We start from the raw sequence: 23,031 nt of genomic DNA on the forward strand, positions 1-23,031 counted from the left end.
AATACGTAAAAATGCTCAAGAATTATTTATTCTGAGCATTTTTATGGTTGTTATTTTATTTAATTCGTAGTGTGCGTATTCTTTACTTCATGCAATATCCCCTTCAACTCCAATAAATCATCTATTACTATATCCGCCTGAGCAAGTTCATCTTCTTGTGCAAAATCAAAATTGCATCCAATCGCAATCAAGCCATTATCTTTAGCTGCGTTTATATCAGATAACCGGTCCCCAACTACAGCTGCTTCTTTTATATCATATTTGTTTAAAATATTTTTTACTAAGTCGCTTTTATTAAGTGAGTTTATTTGTTCAATACTAAATGTTTCAGTAACCCATTGGTCTAAATCATAATAAGATACGATTGCTCGTAAATATTCAGTTAAACCATTACTAGCAATATATATTGAACAATCATTTTCTTTTATGTATGTAAAAACTTCTTTTACGTTCGGATATAAAGCACCTTTTCCGCTCTTAATGTTTTCAATTAATCTTTCTAAAAAATATGCATCTGTTTGTTCTCTTACTTCAATAGAATGATTCGGTAATAAAGCTTCCCAGACTTTCGGCAAAGGCACACCCATAATTTTACGGTATTTTTCAATAGGTGTTACCGTATCCCATAATTGTAGTGATCTTAGGTAATCAAAAGTATCATCTAACGATAATTCTAAAATTTTATCAGTTTGAAATAACGTTCCGTCCATATCAAAAATTAATGCTTGTAACATGTCATTCTCCCCTTTTGAACTATAAGTTTTACTCGATATATTTTTCAGCATCTCAACGATAATTTCTGAACAATAATTTGCGGCAGTTTTCGCGAAGTCGTCATAAGAAATTTGTGCTTCATCATCTGCGCTGTCAGAAATACATCTTATAACGAGAAATGGTACTTCATTTATGTAAGCAACATGGCCAATTGCTGCACCTTCCATTTCAGTACACTGCGGCGCATATTCGTCTATTAATCTCGCTTTTAGTTTTGAATCTTCAACAAAACATTCACCACTGACGATTCTTCCTTCATGAACCTCCATATGTAAACTACTACTATTGCATGCTGTACGTGCTAACTCAACTAATTCCATACTTGCGACAAATTCTTCTTGGAACGGGAATAAGTTTTTCATTTGAGTTTTACTTACATCATGGTGGGTAACATTCGTTGAAATAACGATATCACCAACTTTTACATCTCGGTGTAACCCTCCAGCAACACCTGTATTGATGATAGCATCTACATGAAATTTATGAATTAATGTTTGCGTACATGCGGCTGCATTTACTTTCCCTACACCAGAACGTGTAATAATTACTTTTGTTCCCATGAATTCGCCAATGTAAAAAGGCATTCCCGCAATCGTCTGTTCTTCTTGTATAGCTAGTTTTTCTAAAAGTAAGTCTATTTCGATTTGCATTGCTCCGATAATCCCAATTCTGTTCATGTATGTCGTCCCCTTTTTCACTCTAATTAAGCCTCAAATAGTCATCAACATCTTTCGAAATTTGTCTAAAAGCTTTATCCCAGAATGCATAACTTGTTATATCGATTTCAAAATGTTTTTTCATCAGTTCTTCCACCGGAGCTTTTCCTGTTTCTCGTAAAAACTTTTTATATTTCAAATGAAAAGTACTTTTACTTTCATTAGCTATTTCTAATAAACTAAAACTAGCTAAATACCCAAATGTGTATGGATAATTATAAAAAGGAACATCTGCTATATAAAACTGAACATATTTCATCCAAACAAATGGCTGATATTCTAATAATGCATTCCCGTATGCTTGTTCTTGCGATACAATAGATAATTTCTCGATTTCATCAGCACTTAATGGACCTTCTTTACACTTTTCATAAAAATTCTTCTCAAATTCAAATGATGCTCGAATTGCCATTACATAATTAAAACAGTTTCTTATTTTCCAACTAAGCAATGACTTTTTCATATCTATACTATCTGTTGTTTGAATTAGATAGTTTAAGAGTACCGTTTCAAAGCAAATAGACGCCGATTCAGCCGTACTCATTGGCAAATAATCATCTAAAAAAGAAGTAGATTGCTCAAAACTCATATTATAAAAATGCCAAGCATGTCCTAGTTCGTGCGCAAGTACTCTTACACTATCGATACTTCCGTCATAACGCATAGAGATTCGTGATTCTTTTTCACTGAAAAAAGGAGCACAAAATCCACCAGGTGGTTTATTATCTCTCGGTTCCGCATCCACCCATCCACTCTCTATTGTATTCCATGCAAATTCTGCTAATTCTTTATCTATATTTTCAAACGCATCGTATATGTTTTGAACTGCTACTGAAAAAGGGATATGAATCTCATTATTTTCCTTTACGGTCATAAGTTCATGCCATGTAATCGAAGCTTCCCCCTTCTTATACACGTTTAAAACACTTACTAATTTATCAAGATTTTCTTCTGTCGCATTCCACATTTGTAATAATACAGTTTCAGTAATACCATTAGCATGTAGAGATTGCGTTAAAATCTCTCTATCTTCTAATTCATTACTCTTTGTATTACGTAATCTCCCTATTTGATTTAATACAGTAGCAAAAATTTCTTTTTCCTTATGTAAGGCATTTGTTAATAACTCGAATACTTCTACTCTTTCCTTTTCATTATCACTATTCATTGCAATATTATTTGCTTGTCCAAATGATATTTGCTTATTATTGTGCTCTATTTCTATCTTATTTCTTAATTGTATGTACATATTTTCCCATGCACCAAGTTCATCTTTTATTAAATTAGTATTAATATTATTGGAAGTTTCCATTTCACTTTTCTGTATTACTTGCTGTACTTCTTTTTTCAAATCTTTTACTGTCATAGTCGATATAGTAAGGTCAGATGAAATACTTTCTTCAGCAGATCGGCAATACAAATAGTATTCTGCTTTTTCAATAGATTGTATAAGTTTTGAAAGAATCTCTACATCTTTTGTCGCATAATATTGTTCTTTCAACCTCAATATTGGAGTTACAATATCCTCAATTGGATACAATCGATCTAAATCCCACCTAGCAATTTCATGCATTTTTATAGCCGCCTCCTATTTTTACAAATAGTTACAGATATTTCTCCCTACACAATTATATATGAAACGAGAAAATTTTAATATCTTTTAATATTTAGATTTCTATAGACGCAGTTTTATTTATACACTTTTCTTCTGCTACTGAAACGTACATAACATAAACAGATAAACAATATAGTTACTTGAATAATTGAAAAATATACCGCACGGATATCATTAGATGCAGTTGGAAAATCAATTCAAGCATTTTTAAGAATCGAAAATTTAAAGATTCCATGCAAAAAATTTGAGGAGAAAATATACACAGAATATAGAATACTTGAATGTCACCGGGTGACAGGTGAAAGTAGCTATTACTTAAGAGTAGCGGTTCACTCAATGAAAGAATTAGAGGAATTAATTGATATCGTTATACCATTTGGTACAGTAAAAACTTCGATGATTTTATCTTCACCGATACCTTATCGACCGATTATTACTGATTAATAAGAAAAAAAGGATTGATCAAAAGATCAATCCTTTACTCTACTTCATTTAAGAAGAACAATGTTAACGCACCAGGTCCTGTATGCGCTCCGATTGCAGCTCCAATTGTATTTACGATAAATACTTCACAGCCGAATCTTTCAGTAATTAATGCCTTTAATGCTTCGGCAGTTTCTAAATCATCACCGTGAGTCATAGCGATTGTTTGACCTTTAAGGTCTTTTCCACGCTCTTCCATAATATCTACAATTCGGCTTAGTACTTTCTTTTTCCCTCTTACCTTTTCAAGTGGTACAAGTTTTCCTTCTTGCACGTTTAAGATCGGTTTAATGTTTAGTAAACCACCGATAAAACCAGCTACTTTACTTAAACGCCCACCTCTCACTAAGTACTGCAAGTCAGCTACTGTGAAGATATGTTCTATATGGTTCATTAGAAAATCAACACGTTTTAAAATATCTTCTTTTGATGCGCCGTCTTTCGCCATTTTAGCAGCTTCTAATACGACAAGCCCTTGACCAAGCGAAGCACATTTCGTATCAATAATTTCTAAATCTAAATCAGCATATGTTTCTTTCACTTCTTCTTTAATAACAACTGACGATTGATATGTACCAGACAGTTCAGATGAAAAAGCTAAATATATACAAGGATTACCTTCTTTTGCATAAGAAACAAATTTTTCTTGGAAAGTTTCAAGTGAAGGCAATGACGTTCTATAAACAGCGCCTTCTCTCATGTTTTGCAATAATGTAACTGACTCTAATGTAACTCCATCTAAATACTCTGTTTCTGCTTCATCATAAACACGGAGTGGAATTAAATCAATATCATATGCTTGCAGCAATTCTACCGGTAAATCCGCCGCACTATCCGTAATGATTTTAACACCCATTTTTAAACCTCTATTCTGTTATAAATATAAAAAATATAAAATAAAAATAGTACTTTTAAATTATATACGTAAAACTTAAATGAAGAAAGGAAAAGACTTTATATTGTATGCACTATTCTTCAAATGTTGAACTGTTAATAAAAATCATTCCAATTTAACCAATTGTTTATTGTTATTTTTTCTATACCACGAATAATTTTAGGGATTTTTCATTATTATATTTAAATTTTTTAATTTAATGTGGTCTTTTCAAATTTATACTGTTTAAAATTAAAAAGCCAAATCCAATAAAGGAAACGGCTTTTTAATTTTTAAAAAAATAACCAAACTTTATTTTCCATCACATTGTTTGTTAACCTTATTATTCATGCAATGTTAAATATTAGTCCAATTATGATTAATATTTTAGCCTGTACTATAATTAAAAAAGTGAATACTTATCCCTAAGAAGCACCATATTTAAAAAACAGGTCAAATATTTTATAGAATATTTAATTTTACTAGTAAAGCTAATAAAATTTGGAGAAGAATTTGAACATTTACTGCTATGTCTGTATCCGTAGTCGTAACTGTAACATTTCTAGAATTTCTAATGACAGTTTCTTGTTTATTAACTTGTTTAATAGATGATTTTTGAAACAATTCTTGTGCTACACGGTCAGCTTTTTCACTATCTGCTATAGAAATACTTATTATAACCACGATAGCCGCTTGTAATGCTGCTTGAATAGATAACGCAGCTTTTGTATCTGTAGTAGTAACTTCTACATCTGCTGAATCAACAATTGTAATAGATTCTTCAGAAATTTGGTAAGTTTTGCTTTCTTGTGCAGCTGCTTCTGAAACATTGGCATTTTTAAAAGATGGATGAGGATTTGAAGAATCTAATGCACTCCACTTTTTATTTTCATCTGTATGGCATGCTTTGTCCATAAGTTCACCCCCTTTCAATCTAAATAATTATTAACCTGTGATTGTATTTCAGAAACAATACTTTTAATTTGCTGTTTTTTTTCTGGCGATAAATTTTTTAACCTTTCTTCATTTATCCCATGCCTATTAAAAATATCTGAGAGTAAAAGGTCTATGATTATATTCTTTTGATCCTTATCAAACTTAAAGGAAGAAAATTTGTTTAAATCATCCATTTACAATATTCACTCCAATCAATTTTCTATAAAAATTTCAAATAACTACCAGCATTATATGTAATTTAATAAAAATTGCTTGGACAATTAACTCAATCTTCTATTTCTACTTATTTTTACTAATAAAATCAAAAAGCTGTCTTCTAATAAGAAGACAGCTTTCCTTCACATAAACATAAGTTTCATTTATTGTTAAATAATGTATTTAAATTTTACTATTTTGCAGTTTTCCACACTTACTTTCCCATTAATCTTGAATATTAATTCAGTCATAATAAGAATTCCAAGCTTGTACCACATATTACAACAAAAAATATTTGCTTAGAGTGAACCCCTATAGCTAAATATAAACAGATTAGAAACATTATAAAATATTTAGTTTAACTAATAAAGCTAATAAAATTTGAAGGAGAATTTGAACATTCACTGCAATATCTGTATCAGTAGTTGTTACAGTTACGTTTCTGGAATTTTTAATAAATGTTTTTTGTCTATTAATTTGTTTAATAGATGATTTTTGAAATAATTCTTGTGTTATTTTATCTGCCTTTTCACTATCTGCTATAGAAATACTTACTACAACCACAATAGCTGCTTGTAATGCCGCTTGAATAGATAGCGCAGCTTTTGTATCTGTAGTAGTAACTTGTACATCTGCTGAATCAACTATTTCAATATATTCCTCAGAAACTTGATCGATTTCATCTGCTTGTATAGCTTCTTCTAAAAAATTCGAATTTTTACTAAATGAATAAGAATTTAATGTTTCGGAATCCTGTTTTATTGGCTCAGAAACTCGTTTTTTCGGCTCAAACTCCCGATTTAATGGATCTCGGTTTTTCTTTCTTCTACAAACTTCACAATCACACATAAAATCACCCCTTGTAGTCTAAAAAATTAGCAATATGACAATATTGGCTAACTACTAGCATTTTATGTATTTTAAAAAATATTGTTTGGACAAGTAACTTGAATTTTTATTTTATTTCTAATTCTTTTTTCTAATAACAAAAAGCTGCCTTCTAATAGGAAGACAGCTTTGTTTGTGACTATTCTAGAATAGATTTCATACAATATAATTTTTCCTTTCTTATAACCTAAGCTCGTCACTTTAGTTATAAAAATATGAGTATATCCTATAGCCTTTTTGAGGAACCATCCATAATTTATTTCAGAAAAAGTGCTTTGTTTTACTGAAAGGTAGTTGAGGAAACAACCGCCTATTTATTTAAAACAAAATAAAACTTTTATATAAAGGCCCATAATTAAATACACTTAACTTCATATGATATATTGCATCCTTTCTTTTTAGAATGAGTAGTCGTTACTGAAGGGCACTTTTCGAAGTGCTCTTATATTTATATCCCTTTTCTTTTTCTGGAGGATTTTTATCACTCAGACTGATGATTACCACTTTTCCTTAATAGTTTCAATTAATACAGTAGCTACTAACCCTATAAACTCTATACGCTTAAACAATAATGCGTTACCGAACGCATGAACTAATTTTCATTTTGACTATGTAACACTAAATTCACAAGGTTATTATCCTCTGTTTGATGAAGCTATCATTTCAATACCAACAAACCCACACCTTCAACTAATAACTTAAACAAATGTGCTATAGCTAGTTTTTTTTGATATAGCATCTTACGTTCTATATACTGAAGATAGAGCTAGTATTCTGAAGGAGGGCGTATATGAGTATTCAACTAGCCACATCTAATGATTTAGAATGGATTAATAATCAATATGACTCAATAGGTTTTGTAAGAAGTGATTTAAAAAGGGATAAAGTTGCAATTATTACTTACAACAACGAGTATGCAGGTGTTGGCCGATTAGTCCAAATAGATGAAGATACGATGGAAATGGGCGGGATTTTTATTCTCACTAAATTTAGAGGCCTACAATTAGCTGGGGAACTTGTTTCATTTTTAGTAGAAACTGCGAAGAAATTACAAGTACAACATGTATACTGTCTTCCTTTTGAGGAATTACAAAACTTTTATAAGAAATATGGCTATACTGAGGTTGATACTACGAAAGAAGTAGTTCATCCAATTATTCTAAAAAAATATAATTGGTGTTTAGATCATTATGATAAGCATGTTTTATTATTTAAGTTGTAAGTATGCCTAAAGAGAGCGTATACAAAAATATAAATTACTAGACCACTCAAATAATAACCGTACTTTATTTGGTCACCATCAGCTTCTACAAGTTATACAATTACTACATACGTTTCCTTTTTCCACTAACCTTACTTTTGTATAAAAGATTATTTTGTTTAAAATTACCTTAATTCGTATTCCAATAAACTAATCTGAAGGTGAATTCCTATATAATACAATTAAGTAATTAAAAGGAGCGTTATTCATGATAGATGTAATAAGACTCGTTATCTTTATTGTAGTTGCAATTGGTGCTATTTTTAACATTTACCTAGAATTTAAAAAACCTAAAAAAAGTATATTCTCAATCGTTTTTTTATCAGTACTCTTTATCGGTGCCTCAGGTTTAATCAAAGATATTTTATCTAAACTTTTATAGTTATTGGATTAAAAATTACTGTTCTGTCAATAATGTAAGTAACATGATTGTATTTCTCCATTCTGCTTTGGAGAGGAGCAGTTAGCTTTTGCTAGCTGCTCTTTTATTTAAAAATGATTTCATCTATTATCCACAAAATACGTATCATATGCCTTATCAAAAACATATCCTAGTTTTTCTGCCAGTTTAGCAGACGTAGTATTCGCAGCATCCCAGTTTGGATATATCTCTTTTTCTAAGCAGGCCAAGATTAGCGCTGCACTAACTATAGTCGCCAACCGTTTTCTTCTATGATTGTGATCAGTCGCCACTTCAATTTCAATCCCATTATCATAAATGCTATACGATGATGCACCGCATACAACTTCACCTTGGTACAAAATACTATACCCTATACCTCGTTTTAAATAATCTTCTACTGATTGAAATTGACTTGTAAAATCTTCAGAGACCTTATGTAGTGTAGGGATATTTACGATATGTTCATCTATTCTTCGTAACTCGTATCCTTTTGGAAGCGCTGATATAAAAGATTGTAATTTTGAACGATTAAAAACTTCCGCATTACGTTTGAATTTATAGCGTAAAAACTTATCTATTTTTCTTTCGTAAAATGTTTCTAAACGCTTTTTCCACTCTTCACTATTTACGATTACTAACATTCTATCAGGAATGTTACGTAGTAATTCTTCTGTTTCTTTCCTATTTGGATCCCCAGCATAAAATGTGAAAATCCCTACCGTAACTTGCGCTACTGTTGGGTTTTCAAGATCATTTACCCAAGCAGTACCCATATGTCCTTGTAAATAAGAAAGTAAAACAACGTTATTGAAATCCTCGAACATAGTAACTAATTTTTCTCTCGTATGTATACTCGCTTCATATATCATTCAAATTCCTTCTTTCGTTAGACTCAATGTACTTCTACTTCTTTCATAAGTCCTTTTATTCTACATATAAGCAAACGGCTACTAAACTCCATATAATTATAAATTATTCATAAATATAAAATTATTATAACATCTAATGAATAGTAAATGACTGCCCAGTATAAAGGTTAACAGTAAATATACTTAATAGTAATTTACAATCTATAATCTTTTATTATGTAACAACCCTCAACAATGGTTTGAGGGTTCATTTAAATACATTTGTTATAACTCATTCTTATAAATATATGATTCTGTTTCTCCATTTTTATATACTTTAGTCAATTTAACAACTGACTTGTACGTATTATTGTCATTCATTATCATCTTTTTCATCTCTTCTATCTCAGCATTACCAGTTCCACTCTCGATTTTCAAACAGTTCGAAATGTTGAGGTATCCACTCGATGCGAAAAGAATAATAAACGTAAAATCAGGGAAATTTATGAACAGTATTCCAAACTTTAAAGGATTCGCAGCCGTATCAGATAAAACTAGTCGAAAGTTTAATAGTTCCGGCACTTGAACAAAATCTTTAGAAACTATCGCTTCACCTATTATAGTAATTTGCTTTACGACATTCCCCAGTTCATCTATAAATTCAGTACAACTAGGTGCATCAATTGTTTTTGCTTGTAGTGATAAATTCAATTCTGGATTATGAAAGTCAAAAAAGAGTGTACTACCCTCTGTTAAACATTGCGGACAAACATTCCCAAGTAAACTAAAATCCTCTTCAATAAATTTAACTTTCGTTTTACAACTACAAACTTTTCCTATTCGAATTGCATCAATCCTAGAGCAATCTACAAAAATAACCTCATTGTCCTCTTGTACGAAGGATACGATACCATTCCTCTTATTAAATGAAAGAAAATAAGATACAACAATTTCGTTTCCGGCGATTACAATACTCTCAACTTTTGTAAAAGGCTCTAGACTTCGCAAAAATTCACAAATACTATTTTGGCAGCATTGATAATTTCGTTTCGGCTCACAACCCACTTACACTCCATCCCTTCCCTATATGTTTTATCTAATACATATACTATGAACGGAGTATAAAAAAGCTTGGACAATATAACTTTAACTCAGGAATATAGGTACTTACTTATCACATTAATAATGAAATTACGCCAATAATGAGTAATAGCACATAAATTTCCCTATAAATACATATAACAATTTCATCTTTCATGAAAAAAACGTTATAATAAGGTGTAGCCTCTACGATTACGTTATAAAGGAGAATAAAACAATGGCTAAAATTAAAGTGTACCAAGCAAAAGAAGAAAATATGGATACAGTAAAGAACATCATTGATGTTGAGGAACAAAACCCAACTACTGAAAACTTACAAAATCTATATGCATGTGTATTAGAAACAGAAGATATGGCATTGCCTGAATCATACATTGAAGAAGATATCTTAATTGATTCTATGGAAGTTATGGTTAACGCTTCTCAAAACAAACTAAGAGACTTAGGTGCATACGATGTAATCGAAGTTCAAAACAAAGGTAAGAAAACACAAATTTTATTATTAGCAGACGAAGAATACGAAATTATCGAAGGCTAATCTAAATCCGTACATACGAAAAAGCTCCTTTCCAATTGGAAAGGAGCTTTTTCATTACGCTTTTGATGTTTCACTCTTTTTATTCGTTTGCTGTTTCTTAATTACCATACGCTCATTTCCCATAAAGAAAATAAATATGAATGCTAGACCTGCTGGTACTAATGCCCACATAAATGTTTGAACAATGGAGCTAGAAAGAGCGTCAATAATTTTATCTAATATGTGCGGCGGGATTTGAGATCTTGCCGATTCTGATAGAATAGCTCTTGAATCTCCTAAAGCGTTTGTATTCATTCCTCCGCTCATACCTTTAAAAGCTTCTTCTAATTGATCTTGAAAACCTGTTCTTTGAATCATTCCGAAGATTGTAATACCAAGTGTCATTCCTAATGAACGAATGAAATTACTCGTTGAAGTTGCAGATCCGCGCTGTTCCATACCGAAGTTGTGAATAGCTGCCATACTTAGTACAGAGAATGAGAAACCTACTCCAAATCCAATAATAATCATATAAACCGTTAATAATATACGACTTGTTTCTGGCGTTAATGTGCTTAATAAGAATAGTCCAATTAGCATAATAACAGCAGAAATAATCATAATGTTTCGGTAGCTAAGCTTCGTCGTTAAAAATCCACCTAACTGCGCTGTTACGACTGATCCTAACATCATCGGTAAAAGTAATAATCCTGAGTTTGTTGCGCTACCACCGTATACACCTTGAATGAATAACGGTATGTATACAGTTGCTGACATGAACGCAGCACCGTAACATAATGCAATAATGGTACTCATTCCGAATAAACGTTGTTTAAACATTTCAAATGAAATGATCGGTTCTTCTACTTTACGTTCAATAAAAATAAATGCAATAATTAAAATAGCGAATCCGCCAAATAAACTTAAAATAAAGTTAGAATCCCAATCATACTTTTGTCCACCTAGTTCTAAAGCAAACATTAGCGAAACTACTGCACCAACTAAAGTAATTGCGCCAAACCAATCAATTTTTTGCTTTCTATGAACTCGTGATTCTTTATAAAAGAATGTAATAAAAATAAGTGCTAAAACGCCAAGCGGTAAGTTAATGTAAAATACCCAGTGCCAGCTTATGTAATCTGTAATATACGCACCAAGCAGCGGGCCAAAAATACTTGATAAACCAAATACTGCTCCGAATAATCCACCCATTTTCCCGCGCTTTTCAGGAGGGAAAATATCAAAAACGATAGTAAACGCGATCGGCACTAATGCCCCGCCACCAATACCTTGAATGGCACGATAAATACCTAACTGTGTAATATTTTCAGCAGTACCACAAAGTGCCGAACCAATCATAAAGACGATTAAACCGAAAATAAAGAATCTCTTTCTACCATACATATCTGATAGTTTTCCGAATATCGGCATACCTGCCATTTCTGCGACCATATAGGCAGAAACGACCCATACAAAGTTTTCAAGGCCTCCTAAGTCACCAACAATCGTTCCCATCGCTGTTACGACAATGGTATTGTCCATTGATGCCATTAAAATACCTAGCAATAAGCCCGCCACAACAAAGCCGAGCTTATTATTCTTCTCAACCATAACCTTGCTCTCCCTCGTACTACTTATATTTGTTTATGTTCTTTTACAACTGCATTACCTTTTTGATTAAAACTAGTATGATATTCTACAACACTAATTTCACATCCTGGACCAATGGTAACGTTATTTCCTCGTACTACTTCAGCAATCGTATGCTCTAAATAAATTTCATCTCCTTCAATGATAGACGTTTGGAGGCTTCCAGCATGACTTGTAAATGGAATAAATCTCGCTTTTTTACGAACGGTAATCTTTTTACCGCCGATTTCTCTCACTTTGCTGCCTTCATAACGAAGTGAAATTTCAATATTTTCAGCATTAAGTAATCCATCACTTTCAAGGCCACCAGTTAGTGATAGTTCTTCAACTTCAATATCTCCTTTCACATTTAAAGCGCCTTTCACATCTACGAAATCACCAGTAAACTTCCCTTTAACTTCTATCATACCTCTTACTTTCGTTTTTTCAATATGGGCATCACTATTCATTTGTGTATTTCCGTATACTTTTACATATTCCGCATCTACATTTCCTTGTACTTCACTATCTCCATACACGACATAATTTTTCACCTTCATATTACCGCGCACTTCACTCGTGCCGTACGTTTTAAATTCATTACAGCTCATATCATTAGAAATCGTTCCTTCACCGCGAATCTTCACTTTGTTATAATCCCCACCTGCTGAACTACCAGAGCCATTGACAGTAAGACTATGTTGATGTTCCATATTACTTTCTCCCTCCCATTAAACCTGCTTAATTTCTTTTACATTTGCGCTTTTATCGACAGTAAGAACACCCGTATATTCAATGAGTTCAATCTCACAGTTCGCTCCTACTGTCACATTGTTTCCTCTTACCGTTTTTATGTGAGCATAATCAATATCAATATTGTCACCTTCTAATAGTTCAGCCTCTAACTGCATACCAAATACTGATTTAAACAGTTTACTAAAAGTACTTAGTCTATGTTTTACTTTAATCGTTTGACCACCAATTTCTTTTGCTCGACATGTACCGTGAATATTAATATTTATTTCATCGGCGCTTAATAATCCACCAATTGTAAATTGTCCTTCTGAAGAAAAAGTATCCACTTCACAATTCCCATCAATCGTTGCTTGACCGTTGATTTTAAACTCTTCTCCAGTTACATTTCCGCCTACTGTACCTTTTCCTGCAATTTTTAAACTGTTTGCCTTCACATCTTGCGTAATTGTTGCTTTCCCATCAATTCGCATCGTTTCCGCAATAACTGTACCATCAACTTTACCTGATCCACTAATTCTTGCACTACTACTTTTCAAATTTCCAGTAACAGCACCATATCCGTTACATTCAAATTGGTCACATTCAATATTTCCATTAACAGTCCCTTTTCCATTTAATTGCACTTTATGAAACTCGCCGCCATTCGATGAACCGTAACCATTTATAATCAAATTATCTGTACGCATACTTTCTCCTCCACTACAACAGTTTCGTTTTTAATGCTTCGGTATATTTCATAATCGCTTCGCGTAAAACAATTTTAGTACCTTTTTCAAAAATTAAATCGTCCACATTTGAAACTAAGAAACATGTAGAAATCCCTAACTTTCGGACGATGATTAAGTCACAAGTTTTATGCTTAATCGCTTCATAATTTTCACGTAAAACTTGCAAGACCATTTTTCCTTCTTCTAAACTAATCTCTCCCGATTGTAGTAACTCTTCTAACATATACACATAAAGAATATCTACAAATTGAAACTCTGTTGTTTTATTCGTTTGTTCTATGAAGAATTGTAAAACTGGCTCTGATGCAATTCCTTTACGTAAGACGTCTTCTTTTGTTAAAAGAATTTCTCTAACACTCGGTGAAAACATATTTGCTAGTTCATCAAGTGATAAATCTTCTTTCATCGTTTGGATTTTATCAATACGCTCTAATATCTTTTCTTTCGGAAAAAATGTCTCTTGACCCGTGAATGTTGACTTTCGTACAAACCAATCTTCCGGTATTAAATTTTTTCTTTTCCACCTATATAACTGTCCGTATGAAATACCAGTTAGTTCTAATAAATCTTTTTTTGAAATTAAATCTGTACTCAACTGTATAACACTCCTTCCTGACAATAATGTAACATAACACTGTTACGCTGTAAATAGACTTTTATCATAAGTAGCGTAAAAATGTGTAAAACAAACCTGTTTCACACACGAAAAAAAGGCTCTTACACATCATGTAAAATGCGTAAAAACCCTTATTTATCAACATGTAAACCATATTTCATAAAAATCAATCCACCCTTGTGAATTAATCATTATATTTTGTACTTTTTCGTGAGAAGTTACTTGTTGTTTGTTTCGGTATAAAGGAATAATATGAATATGACGTAACAAAGTGTCCTCAATATCGCGTAACAATGTAACTCTATTCTCTAATTGTTCTTTTTTAAAATATGGGAACAACGTTTTATGAAAGTCCATGCTGCTTTGCCCATGAATAAAACTGTTTTTTGTCAGATACATATAAAGCAGACTATCTTCTATTCGCTCGCTAATTGTTGCACTATCATGCATCATATCAGCCTTTTGTATCGTACTCATTTCTAATAAATCTTCTATTTCAAGAAAATTATTTTCTACATAAATCCCGTACTTCGCACACTCTTTTTGTATCCATTGTGCATCTTCAACGTGATCTCGTCCTGTAAATGTATAAAGTTGTAGCACTTCATTATGATATTTACTTCTCTTAATTAAACTTTCTATATCTTCCTCAATTTCTACTATGCTTTCATCTGCTAATATTAGTTTCTTTGCCACTTCTCCGCGTTCTTCGCCGAGTTCTTGAACAATTTTATCGCCATGAATAATTTGATGTAGCGCCTTTCGAAGTAGCTCATCTTGCATTGGTCCTTCTTTTACAAGATTGCACGTTACATATGTTACGTTCGATTCAAGCCGAGAAATTTCTTTATTATGTTTTTCTTTATCTTTATACTGCGCCTTTACTAACACGTCATATGTATTTACACTTTGCTCCACATTCAACAGTTCAATTCGATCAAGGAAAGGTCTTTCGCGATAATATAAATCATGTGCTTCTAGTACAAATAAATATGCATTCTTCTCTCGTAATGTAAAAGGCCCAGTACCAATGAAGTTTCCTGTTTCATCTTCATGTACGATAGAACACTGTTCTGCACTAAGCATATGTAAAAACATCCTATTTTCAGCATGTAATTGAATTTCAACAACACATTCATCCACTGCACGGACGCTTTCAACATGTTGTAACATCCATGCGTGTGGGTTGTTTTCAGTTTTCATAAATCGATTCAATGAATGGATAACATCATGTGCAGTAAGTCGTTTTCCATTATGAAGATAAATGCCTTTTCTTAAATAAAATGTCCAAACCTTGTCAGCGTCATTATATTGCCAGTGAAAAGCAAGTCTTGGCTCTATACAATTTGTTTCCTCATTCACATATACGAGTGTATCAAAAATATGTTTAACCATATGACATTCTGAGCGCATCGTAGCGTAAACTGGATCTAAAGCGATGTCCAGGTTCATTTGTACTTGTAAACGAAGTACGTCTTTTCTTCCTTCAGGTGTCCGTTCTATTTGATGACCAAATATGGAATCTACCCAAGCTTCATACTCTTTCTTTATTGATGAAAATTGTGAGCTGTAGCGTTCTACAAATGAGATTCCACTTTTCACATCTCCTTTTTTCGTTAATTCTTTTCCTTTTTCTAAAATTAATGTCATCGGTTGCTTTTGAAATATTAGTTTAGAACGATTCCCTCTTCCACGCCCTGGAAACCAAGTAATCCAACGTAGTTCTTCTAATTTTTTTATTATTAATTTACTATTACGTTCCGTACAAAATAATGTTTCGGATATATTTTGCACTGTTATTTCTAATTGTTCTCCTTCTTTTTCCCTTTTGCCATAGGCAATCCATAGTTCAATGTATTGATCTAAAATAAACATCATATTCCCCCTAAAAGGTGAAAAATACTCCTTATTCTTTCTACCCTTTTTCCAATTCTCCTTTCATCTTATCATTTCAATATAGAAAGGAGGAATTAATATTGAACAATCTTTTACTACGTTATAATAAACCAATCATTATAAGACTGTGGGGCGAATTATTAACCCGAACAACTGAATCCATGTTAGCTCTCATTATGATTATTTACGTTAATAAAATGTTAAACGGTAATATAATAATCACCATGCTCATTTTTGGACTACAACCTCTTTCAGACATCATATTTACACTTATTGCTGGGGGAGTTACTGATAAATATGGGCGAAAGAAAATTATGTTGCTCGGATTATTGCTACAAGGCGTTGCAATCGGCAGCTTCGTCTTTGCTCAATCTGTTTTTATATTTGCACTGTTATACGTCATAAATGGGGTTGGCCGTTCCTTATATATTCCCGCTCAACGTGCACAAATTGCCGATTTAACAAAACAAAAACAACAAGCAGAAATTTTTGCTCTTTTGCATACAATGGCTGCAATTGGTTCCGTAATTGGTCCAATAATTGGTGCTATCTTTTATCAAACTCACCCTGAATATTTATTTATCATGCAAAGCATTACACTTATGGTATATGCAGTAGTTGTATGGACGCAGCTTCCAGAAACTGCTCCAGTACTTACAACACCAAAGCAAAAATTTGAAGTATCATCTCCAAAACAATTTGTACACAAACATTACGCCGTTTTGGGACTTATGATTTCTACAATTCCTATTAGCTTTTTTTATGCTCAAACTGAGACAAATTATCGCATTTTCGCTAAAGATATATTTCCAGATTTCGTATTCATGCTTGCTTTTATTTCAACATGCAAAGCTATTATGGAAATCATTCTGCAAATCTTTCTCGTGAAATGGTCTGAACGATTTTCTATGGCGAAAATTATACTTATTTCTTACACCTGCTTTACGATAGCTGCAATTGGCTACGGATTTTCAGCAACAATCTTGTCACTATTTTTCACATTACTCTTTTTAGTCATTGGAGAAAGTATTGCTTTCAACCATTTACTTCGATTCGTTTCAGAAATCGCTCCTACAGATAAACGTGGATTGTATTTTTCAATTTATGGATTACATTGGGATATATCTCGAACGTGCGGTCCTGTTATTGGTGCGGTTTTACTAAGTAAACTAAACGGTAGTATGCTATTTTATATTTGTGCTTGTTTCTTAATAATTGGGGGCATTATTCAAGCTCTTTTTGTTCAAAATTTAGAGCGTAATAAAATAAAAAAAGATATTTCAGAACATACTCCCCATGTTTTATAGGCTGCGTCCCTCATCCTTTTAACAGTAAAAAGAAGGATGTCACAAAAGTCTCCAGACTTTCGTGACATCCTTTTTTTTACCCTGCCATTTTATTAATACTATCTTCTGGTGAAAATACCGAAATATGATTTACCTTCCCAGTCGATTTTGGAATAATGAATTTTAACTCAAACTGATTGTTTACTTTATATACATATATTTTGTCTTCCCCATTTACCTTAACTGAAGTTGGTTTTCCTAATGCTTTCTCTATATCTTGTAATGTAATTGATTTCAGTTCTGCATGATAGGAGCGTACATCAAAAACTTGTGATCCTTTATTAAAACCGAAGCTAACATTTTTATTTGTAAAGGTAGCGTACATTCCGTTACCTGCTTGTTCTGTTTTATCTGCTTTCCCCCACGCTTTTTCTATTTCTTCAATATCTCCTGTATGAGCTGCGAACGGAACATTAGGTACTTTTCCTTCTTTCGCTAGTTCAAACAAATCTTTAATGTGGTCAATTGATTTTTGATTGATTACTGTATCTTTCGTGCTTGAATCTGTCTTTGGTTTTGCTGATCCTTCATTATTTGATTTTGCTTCAGGCTCTTTCTTTTCTTCAGAAGAATTATTTTGTTCGTTTTTACTATTTTCAGAGGTTGAGTTTGTTTCCTTTTTTTCGTCTGTCCCTTTACATGCTACTAATGCCAATAGGCATGTAAAAACGAGAAATAACATAGCTATCTTTACATACACTTTCATACATTTCAGCCCCCTATTATAATCTTATTCCTTTCGATAACCAATCCATTACGCTACTTTTCAAATTATATTTGTTCCAAAAAATAAATGCTTCACTTTCTCCTAGTGCTTGTACAACACCCTCTACAAAAGCTGTTCCTAAAAAATAACCAATTCGGTTGTATCCAAAGTATTGTCCGCCAGATAACCGGAACCACTCTTTCTCTTTTTCGAACGTCCATCCTTCTATATAATCTTCCAAAAAACGATTCTTTATTTGTTTTTCATTTTCTATATAGCATTGTAACCAACGTTCACCATCATTGTTATATGAGTAGTACACTGATTCATTTACGCCTTTTATAATTTGTTTTGATAAATATGTTGCAACACCTTCACGATACAAAGTAACTGCCGCGTCAGTCCACTCAGCTTTTTCCCAATCCATCCCATCATTTTGTAACATAACATTATGATATATATGGCCTATTTCGTGAGCGACAATAACACGAAGATGATTTACATCTGAAGATAATTTTTCTGCTGCAAAAAATATGTCACCAATGATTTCCCTTTCTACAAATGCATTAGAGCCAAAAGTTCCAACAAATAAATGAAACCGCATATTTACATCAAGATTATATTTATTATGATATTCATTCGTTATCTCTTGAATAATAATCGGTAATGTTTCTGCAATGATATGAATACCTTCTATTTTTGCGGGATATTGTTTAATGGCAGTAGAAAGACGTTCTCTCGTATGTGGACAATGATACTTAAAGTATTCTTCAAATATCTCTGGATGCGAAATGAAATATTGGTTAAGAACTTCTAATTCTACATTATCACTTTCCCATACTTTCAAAAAACTTGGAATTGTATTATTTATCATTTTTCCCATCTCCTTATATATCCCTTCTCGTCATATACACCGCAATCCTTCCTTAAACGTAGAAAAAAGCAACAAAGAGGGATGAGCCTTCCTTGTTGCTTTTTCTGTTTAATCAAACCATTTATCACCATCAGAAATCCATTTACCATTATGCAAATCATAACATTCATCATAATAATAAAAAAAGCTGTCCAAAAAGGACAGCTTTACATATGTATTTTTACACTTCGATTGACTTACCATCTTCAACAATATGATAAAGCAAGTGAGCTAAATGATGAATTGGGCCATACTCTTCCTCTTCTTCATCTGTTTCACCTTGGAACTCAAGATCATTTAAGTACAGTGCTAAAAATTGATAGTATAGTTTTAAATCAAATCCGTAGCACGCAGTTGGCTCTTCATGATCACCTTCGTATTGTAACATTAAGTATTGATCGTTTCCTTCTGCATCTTCTGCGTCAAAGAATACGAAGAATCCAACGTTTGTATCTAAATCAAATAGATGACGAGTGCCTTTTTCTGTTGCTTTGTTGAAGTCCTCTTCACTTAATTTATGTACTGTTGTCGCTTTAGCATTATCTTCTTGATGGAAATTTACTGTAAATGTTTTCAATGCTGACACCTCCTGATTGTATAATACTAGCATAACATATAAAAAGGACTGCTTACAAATGTAAACAGTCCTTACATTCATTTTCGCATTGCTCGTAATAAGAAGCTTACGATGAAAATTAAAACGATCGCACCGATTAAAGCTGGAATAATTGCATATCCACCAATGACTGGACCAAAACTACCAAGTAATTTCGAACCAATCCATGAACCGATAATACCAGCAATAATATTACCAATTACACCACCAGGTACGTCCTTTCCAGTAATTAAGCTCGCAAGCCATCCTAATATACCACCGACGATTAAAGACCAAATCATATGATAACCTCCTTTATATTTTACCAATCAAAATATAATTAGAAACAATTGCTTACCATTAGTTATGTTACATTTTTCAATAGTTATTCATACAGATCAACTATTAGATTATTTCAAAATAATGAACGGCCAGTTTTTCGACTCGAGGTTGATGTTATTCGTAATACACATATTAAGGACAGTCAGGCTTTAATATTGTCCGCATAAACTCTTCTTTAAATGCAGGATAGTCAAAACCAACTGCAATTTTTTGAATTGGTCTATTATCAAATGTTGTTGGCTCGGCTATTTTTCTAAAGTCTGCCACACTTTGTCCTCTTGTTACATCATTTGTCGTACTGATCCAAACTGCTGACTTTTTATATTCAAAAATATCATCATTAATAAAGGAAATGAACGGAAGTAAATCGTGAATCGGACTTCCAGCAATACCCGGGTATTCTTTTTTATAAAAGTTCTCATAATAAAAATCGATCATCGGTTTAATAAGTTTCGCCTGTCCTGTTCCTTCTTTATTAATAATATCCACCATTTCAGGAGTAATGAGGGCTGCTTGTGTTACATTTAACGGATAAATAGTCGCATTTTTTGCGTACTTCATCACAATATTTGCGGCGATTGGATCCCCATAAAAATTAGCTTCTGATACAGGCGTAACGTTACCAGGAAATAAAAACGCACCGCCCATAATATAATATGAACATACCTTATCCATTACATTTGGATATAATAAAAATAACGTTGCCAATGTTGTTAATCGTCCAGTCGCTACGATAATAATATCTTCTGGACAAGGCTCGATTAATTTAATTAACTCACAAAAATTTTCCCGTTTACAAATCCTTATATCAGGTGGAATAATTGGGCCTAGGCCGTGCTCCCCATGAATTTCAGGAAAGAACAAAGGTTCTTCAGCTGTCATTGGTCTAGCTGCACCCTCAATGATTTTCACTTCTGTAGCATAGTATCTTTCTAAAAAATACACATTTTCTGTTACGATTTCTCGCGATACATTCCCATATTCAGCAACAATACCTATAATATCTAATTTACATGTTTTATTTGCATAAATTAACGCCACAGCATCGTCAATACCAAAGTCTCCAAAAAAGATGATTTTCTTTTTAACTATCCTCACCCCTCTTCAACATAATCTACTATTATTATTATGTAAAAAAGACAAGGCTGTGAAACAGTGCCAACTAAAAAAGCCGCCTATTTATTGGCGACTTCAATCTTTTTATATGATAAATACGCTAATACATTCTTACTTGAATCGTATTTTGGATTATTCCCTTTTCTCGGTTCTCTCATATGTGTTTTTTCAAATCCAGGAATGTCCGGCATTTTCTCCATAAATTCAAGCATTTCTTCTTCAGTTCCTTCAATACGTACGCGAATCATTATTACTTTTCCTCAATTCTCATTTTCTCTGTACTAAGTATAACGTACTTTGAAAAGACTGCAAGAAATTTATCTTTTTAATGTCGCGCTTTTTTTACATACAAACAATGCCATTTCAGTATAAAACGAATTTATTTTATTATTTTCAATTTGAATATGAAAGAATTCTTGCATTTCAACTGGTGTTTTCATCATACACTCTGTTAATTTCATACGTTTCAGCAAAGGTACATTCATCATATCGCACCACCAGTCAAATTCAAATTTCTTGTCAAAAGTTAGACATGACTGCATTTGCAAACCGTTTTTTTCTAACAAGGAAATCCAGTCTGTTTTTTTCAGCGCTCGTTCATGACTCGGATCCCGCTTTTTTTCTATAAAATTATAAAATGTATCGTATTCATTATTTTCCGGTGAAACATTATCTATTAAAATAAACAATCCATTATGTTCTAACGTACGATTTACTTCATAAATAAACTGAGGTGGATTCGTAAAATGATGTGCTGCAATTCGGCACGTAATTGTATCAAAAAAACCATCAGCAAACGGTAAACTTTCAGCGTTTCCAGCAATAAAAGATACATTTTCATGTCCATTACTGATAATAAAATTTTTCGCATTCTCTAACATTTTTTCTGTTAAGTCTAAGGCAACTACTTCTTTAAACAATGGAGCTAATATATTCGCAACATGTCCACCGCCAGTAGCAATATCAAGAAGACGATTATTATGACGAGACTCAACTTGTTGAACTACATATTGTAAATCCGGTCCTTTAGCATGAATTTTACTTTTCACATACTTTTCCGCATTATTACCAAACTGCTGTTTCACAAGCTCTTCTTTACTCATTTTATCATCTTCTTTCAATTGTTTTTTACACGATTCAGATAACTAATACATTCTATTTCATATTTTCAATTCCTCTTTTGGACAGATTATATGTTGCTTTGAAAAAATAAAAAAACCGTAAGAATATATCTCACAGTTTTTAGCTTTCTATATAGTTTCTTTTTCCTTTTCTTCATTTCCTGAAGATAGGCTACCAATAACATCTGCCGTTACTTCCACCACAAACTCACAAATACCCGCTGCAACTTCTCCAATCACTTCATCCATCTTTTTACCCCCTTATTTTATGTAACTTATTTGTATTATAGAAGGATTTACTTATTTCGAACTATCGGAAAACGTGACAACAACATTACAGTTTTGTAAGCTTTTTCAATTTGTTTAGCTTCTATCGTTTGAAACTTGAAGTATGAGTAACAAGCATATGGGTCATCATAATATTAGGTGAGTTCCAATTGTGCTAGAGGAGGCGTGTAAAATATACTACGTAAAATTAATTAAAGGTCAATCATTCTATGCTTTTGATCATCGTTTCTTAATGTCTGAAGAAGAAGAGGTTTCCGAGAAGGTTTATAATTACTTACGTCGTAATGAATTTTTCGAAGTACGTAAAGAAGAATATTCGGCCTAAAGTATAAAAAGCATCGAGAAAA

General features: G+C 32.5%; 25 protein-coding genes and 1 pseudogene. 6 read left to right on the top strand and 20 right to left on the bottom strand.

The window, feature by feature from the left end:
• Positions 1–59 precede the first annotated feature (59 nt).
• Positions 60–1,451 (bottom strand): 5'-methylthioadenosine/adenosylhomocysteine nucleosidase, encoded by a 1,392-nt coding sequence (locus GFJ36_RS14995; protein WP_097891930.1) that lies wholly within the window; start codon positions 1,449–1,451, stop codon positions 60–62.
• Positions 1,452–1,473: 22 nt separating this feature from the next.
• Positions 1,474–3,063: a M3 family metallopeptidase gene (locus GFJ36_RS15000; protein WP_097891927.1), complete on the bottom strand. Its 1,590-nt coding sequence runs from the start codon at positions 3,061–3,063 to the stop codon at positions 1,474–1,476.
• A 186-nt stretch (positions 3,064–3,249) separates the two neighbouring features.
• Here GFJ36_RS15000 and GFJ36_RS15005 point away from each other — a divergent pair.
• A pseudogene (locus GFJ36_RS15005) lies at positions 3,250–3,549 on the top strand (Lrp/AsnC family transcriptional regulator); the annotation flags it as partial.
• Between the two features lie 34 nt (positions 3,550–3,583).
• On the opposite strand, the gene GFJ36_RS15010 reads toward GFJ36_RS15005, so the two are convergent.
• From GFJ36_RS15010 to GFJ36_RS15025, 4 genes are all read right to left on the bottom strand, one after another.
• Positions 3,584–4,444 carry a DegV family protein gene (locus GFJ36_RS15010; protein ID WP_087980723.1) on the bottom strand — a complete coding sequence of 287 codons (861 nt, stop codon included), beginning with the start codon at positions 4,442–4,444 and terminating at the stop codon, positions 3,584–3,586.
• 480 nt (positions 4,445–4,924) lie between these two features.
• Positions 4,925–5,377 carry a spore coat protein gene (locus tag GFJ36_RS15015; protein WP_097891924.1) on the bottom strand — a complete coding sequence of 151 codons (453 nt, stop codon included), beginning with the start codon at positions 5,375–5,377 and terminating at the stop codon, positions 4,925–4,927.
• 14 nt (positions 5,378–5,391) lie between these two features.
• The gene (locus GFJ36_RS15020; RefSeq protein WP_060487103.1) at positions 5,392–5,592 is read right to left on the bottom strand and encodes a hypothetical protein; all 201 of its coding nucleotides are present in this window, start codon (positions 5,590–5,592) and stop codon (positions 5,392–5,394) included.
• 364 nt (positions 5,593–5,956) lie between these two features.
• A complete protein-coding gene (locus GFJ36_RS15025) occupies positions 5,957–6,463 on the bottom strand; it encodes a spore coat protein (RefSeq protein ID WP_157349672.1) in 507 nt (168 codons plus the stop codon).
• Between the two features lie 829 nt (positions 6,464–7,292).
• Between GFJ36_RS15025 and GFJ36_RS15030 the strand changes: the two genes are divergently transcribed.
• Both GFJ36_RS15030 and GFJ36_RS29170 read left to right on the top strand, forming a co-directional pair.
• On the top strand, positions 7,293–7,724 hold the full coding sequence (locus GFJ36_RS15030; protein WP_097891918.1) for a GNAT family N-acetyltransferase: 432 nt from the start codon (positions 7,293–7,295) through the stop codon (positions 7,722–7,724).
• A 247-nt stretch (positions 7,725–7,971) separates the two neighbouring features.
• Positions 7,972–8,145 (top strand): hypothetical protein, encoded by a 174-nt coding sequence (locus GFJ36_RS29170; protein WP_088122379.1) that lies wholly within the window; start codon positions 7,972–7,974, stop codon positions 8,143–8,145.
• 119 nt (positions 8,146–8,264) lie between these two features.
• Here GFJ36_RS29170 and GFJ36_RS15035 read toward each other — a convergent pair whose 3' ends face one another.
• Positions 8,265–9,035, bottom strand: a complete 771-nt coding sequence (locus GFJ36_RS15035) for a GNAT family N-acetyltransferase (RefSeq protein ID WP_098230681.1) — start codon at positions 9,033–9,035, stop codon at positions 8,265–8,267.
• 264 nt (positions 9,036–9,299) lie between these two features.
• Positions 9,300–10,079: a BC_2878 family exosporium-associated protein gene (locus GFJ36_RS15040; protein WP_087983808.1), complete on the bottom strand. Its 780-nt coding sequence runs from the start codon at positions 10,077–10,079 to the stop codon at positions 9,300–9,302.
• A 253-nt stretch (positions 10,080–10,332) separates the two neighbouring features.
• On the opposite strand from GFJ36_RS15040, the gene GFJ36_RS15045 reads away from it, so the two are divergent.
• Positions 10,333–10,653, top strand: coding sequence for a hypothetical protein (locus tag GFJ36_RS15045; protein WP_087983807.1), 321 nt, complete (start codon positions 10,333–10,335; stop codon positions 10,651–10,653).
• A 54-nt stretch (positions 10,654–10,707) separates the two neighbouring features.
• Here GFJ36_RS15045 and GFJ36_RS15050 read toward each other — a convergent pair whose 3' ends face one another.
• The 5 genes from GFJ36_RS15050 to GFJ36_RS15070 all read right to left on the bottom strand — a co-directional run bounded on the left by GFJ36_RS15050 (position 10,708) and on the right by GFJ36_RS15070 (position 16,236).
• A complete protein-coding gene (locus tag GFJ36_RS15050; protein WP_087983806.1) occupies positions 10,708–12,243 on the bottom strand; it encodes an MDR family MFS transporter in 1,536 nt (511 codons plus the stop codon).
• A gap of 23 nt (positions 12,244–12,266) precedes the next feature.
• Positions 12,267–12,974, bottom strand: coding sequence for a cytoplasmic protein (locus GFJ36_RS15055; protein WP_087983805.1), 708 nt, complete (start codon positions 12,972–12,974; stop codon positions 12,267–12,269).
• An 18-nt stretch (positions 12,975–12,992) separates the two neighbouring features.
• The gene (locus GFJ36_RS15060; RefSeq protein WP_097891914.1) at positions 12,993–13,703 is read right to left on the bottom strand and encodes a bactofilin family protein; all 711 of its coding nucleotides are present in this window, start codon (positions 13,701–13,703) and stop codon (positions 12,993–12,995) included.
• Positions 13,704–13,716: 13 nt separating this feature from the next.
• Positions 13,717–14,340, bottom strand: a complete 624-nt coding sequence (locus tag GFJ36_RS15065) for a YhbD family protein (RefSeq protein WP_087980731.1) — start codon at positions 14,338–14,340, stop codon at positions 13,717–13,719.
• Positions 14,341–14,499: 159 nt separating this feature from the next.
• Positions 14,500–16,236, bottom strand: coding sequence for an ABC transporter substrate-binding protein (locus tag GFJ36_RS15070; protein ID WP_097891911.1), 1,737 nt, complete (start codon positions 16,234–16,236; stop codon positions 14,500–14,502).
• Positions 16,237–16,337: 101 nt separating this feature from the next.
• Between GFJ36_RS15070 and GFJ36_RS15075 the strand changes: the two genes are divergently transcribed.
• A complete protein-coding gene (locus GFJ36_RS15075; RefSeq protein ID WP_060487113.1) occupies positions 16,338–17,564 on the top strand; it encodes an MDR family MFS transporter in 1,227 nt (408 codons plus the stop codon).
• Positions 17,565–17,640: 76 nt separating this feature from the next.
• Here GFJ36_RS15075 and GFJ36_RS15080 read toward each other — a convergent pair whose 3' ends face one another.
• The 7 genes from GFJ36_RS15080 to GFJ36_RS15110 form a co-directional block, all read right to left on the bottom strand.
• On the bottom strand, positions 17,641–18,309 hold the full coding sequence (locus tag GFJ36_RS15080; protein ID WP_097891908.1) for a YjgB family protein: 669 nt from the start codon (positions 18,307–18,309) through the stop codon (positions 17,641–17,643).
• 16 nt (positions 18,310–18,325) lie between these two features.
• Positions 18,326–19,183 carry an aminopeptidase gene (locus GFJ36_RS15085; protein WP_087983801.1) on the bottom strand — a complete coding sequence of 286 codons (858 nt, stop codon included), beginning with the start codon at positions 19,181–19,183 and terminating at the stop codon, positions 18,326–18,328.
• A gap of 220 nt (positions 19,184–19,403) precedes the next feature.
• Positions 19,404–19,799 (bottom strand): hypothetical protein, encoded by a 396-nt coding sequence (locus GFJ36_RS15090; RefSeq protein WP_000847587.1) that lies wholly within the window; start codon positions 19,797–19,799, stop codon positions 19,404–19,406.
• Positions 19,800–19,876: 77 nt separating this feature from the next.
• Positions 19,877–20,119 (bottom strand): GlsB/YeaQ/YmgE family stress response membrane protein, encoded by a 243-nt coding sequence (locus GFJ36_RS15095; protein ID WP_000638305.1) that lies wholly within the window; start codon positions 20,117–20,119, stop codon positions 19,877–19,879.
• Between the two features lie 172 nt (positions 20,120–20,291).
• Positions 20,292–21,257 (bottom strand): nucleoside hydrolase, encoded by a 966-nt coding sequence (locus tag GFJ36_RS15100; protein WP_097891905.1) that lies wholly within the window; start codon positions 21,255–21,257, stop codon positions 20,292–20,294.
• A gap of 77 nt (positions 21,258–21,334) precedes the next feature.
• Positions 21,335–21,523: a DUF3970 family protein gene (locus tag GFJ36_RS15105; RefSeq protein ID WP_000621879.1), complete on the bottom strand. Its 189-nt coding sequence runs from the start codon at positions 21,521–21,523 to the stop codon at positions 21,335–21,337.
• Between the two features lie 69 nt (positions 21,524–21,592).
• Positions 21,593–22,378, bottom strand: a complete 786-nt coding sequence (locus tag GFJ36_RS15110) for a class I SAM-dependent methyltransferase (protein ID WP_097891902.1) — start codon at positions 22,376–22,378, stop codon at positions 21,593–21,595.
• Between the two features lie 478 nt (positions 22,379–22,856).
• On the opposite strand from GFJ36_RS15110, the gene GFJ36_RS15115 reads away from it, so the two are divergent.
• Positions 22,857–23,009: a YqbF domain-containing protein gene (locus tag GFJ36_RS15115; protein ID WP_071680000.1), complete on the top strand. Its 153-nt coding sequence runs from the start codon at positions 22,857–22,859 to the stop codon at positions 23,007–23,009.
• Positions 23,010–23,031: the final 22 nt, after the last annotated feature.

Origin of the sequence: Bacillus sp. EE-W1 (assembly GCF_009760835.1) — a bacterium.
In the GTDB taxonomy this organism is placed as follows: domain Bacteria; phylum Bacillota; class Bacilli; order Bacillales; family Bacillaceae_G; genus Bacillus_A; species Bacillus_A wiedmannii.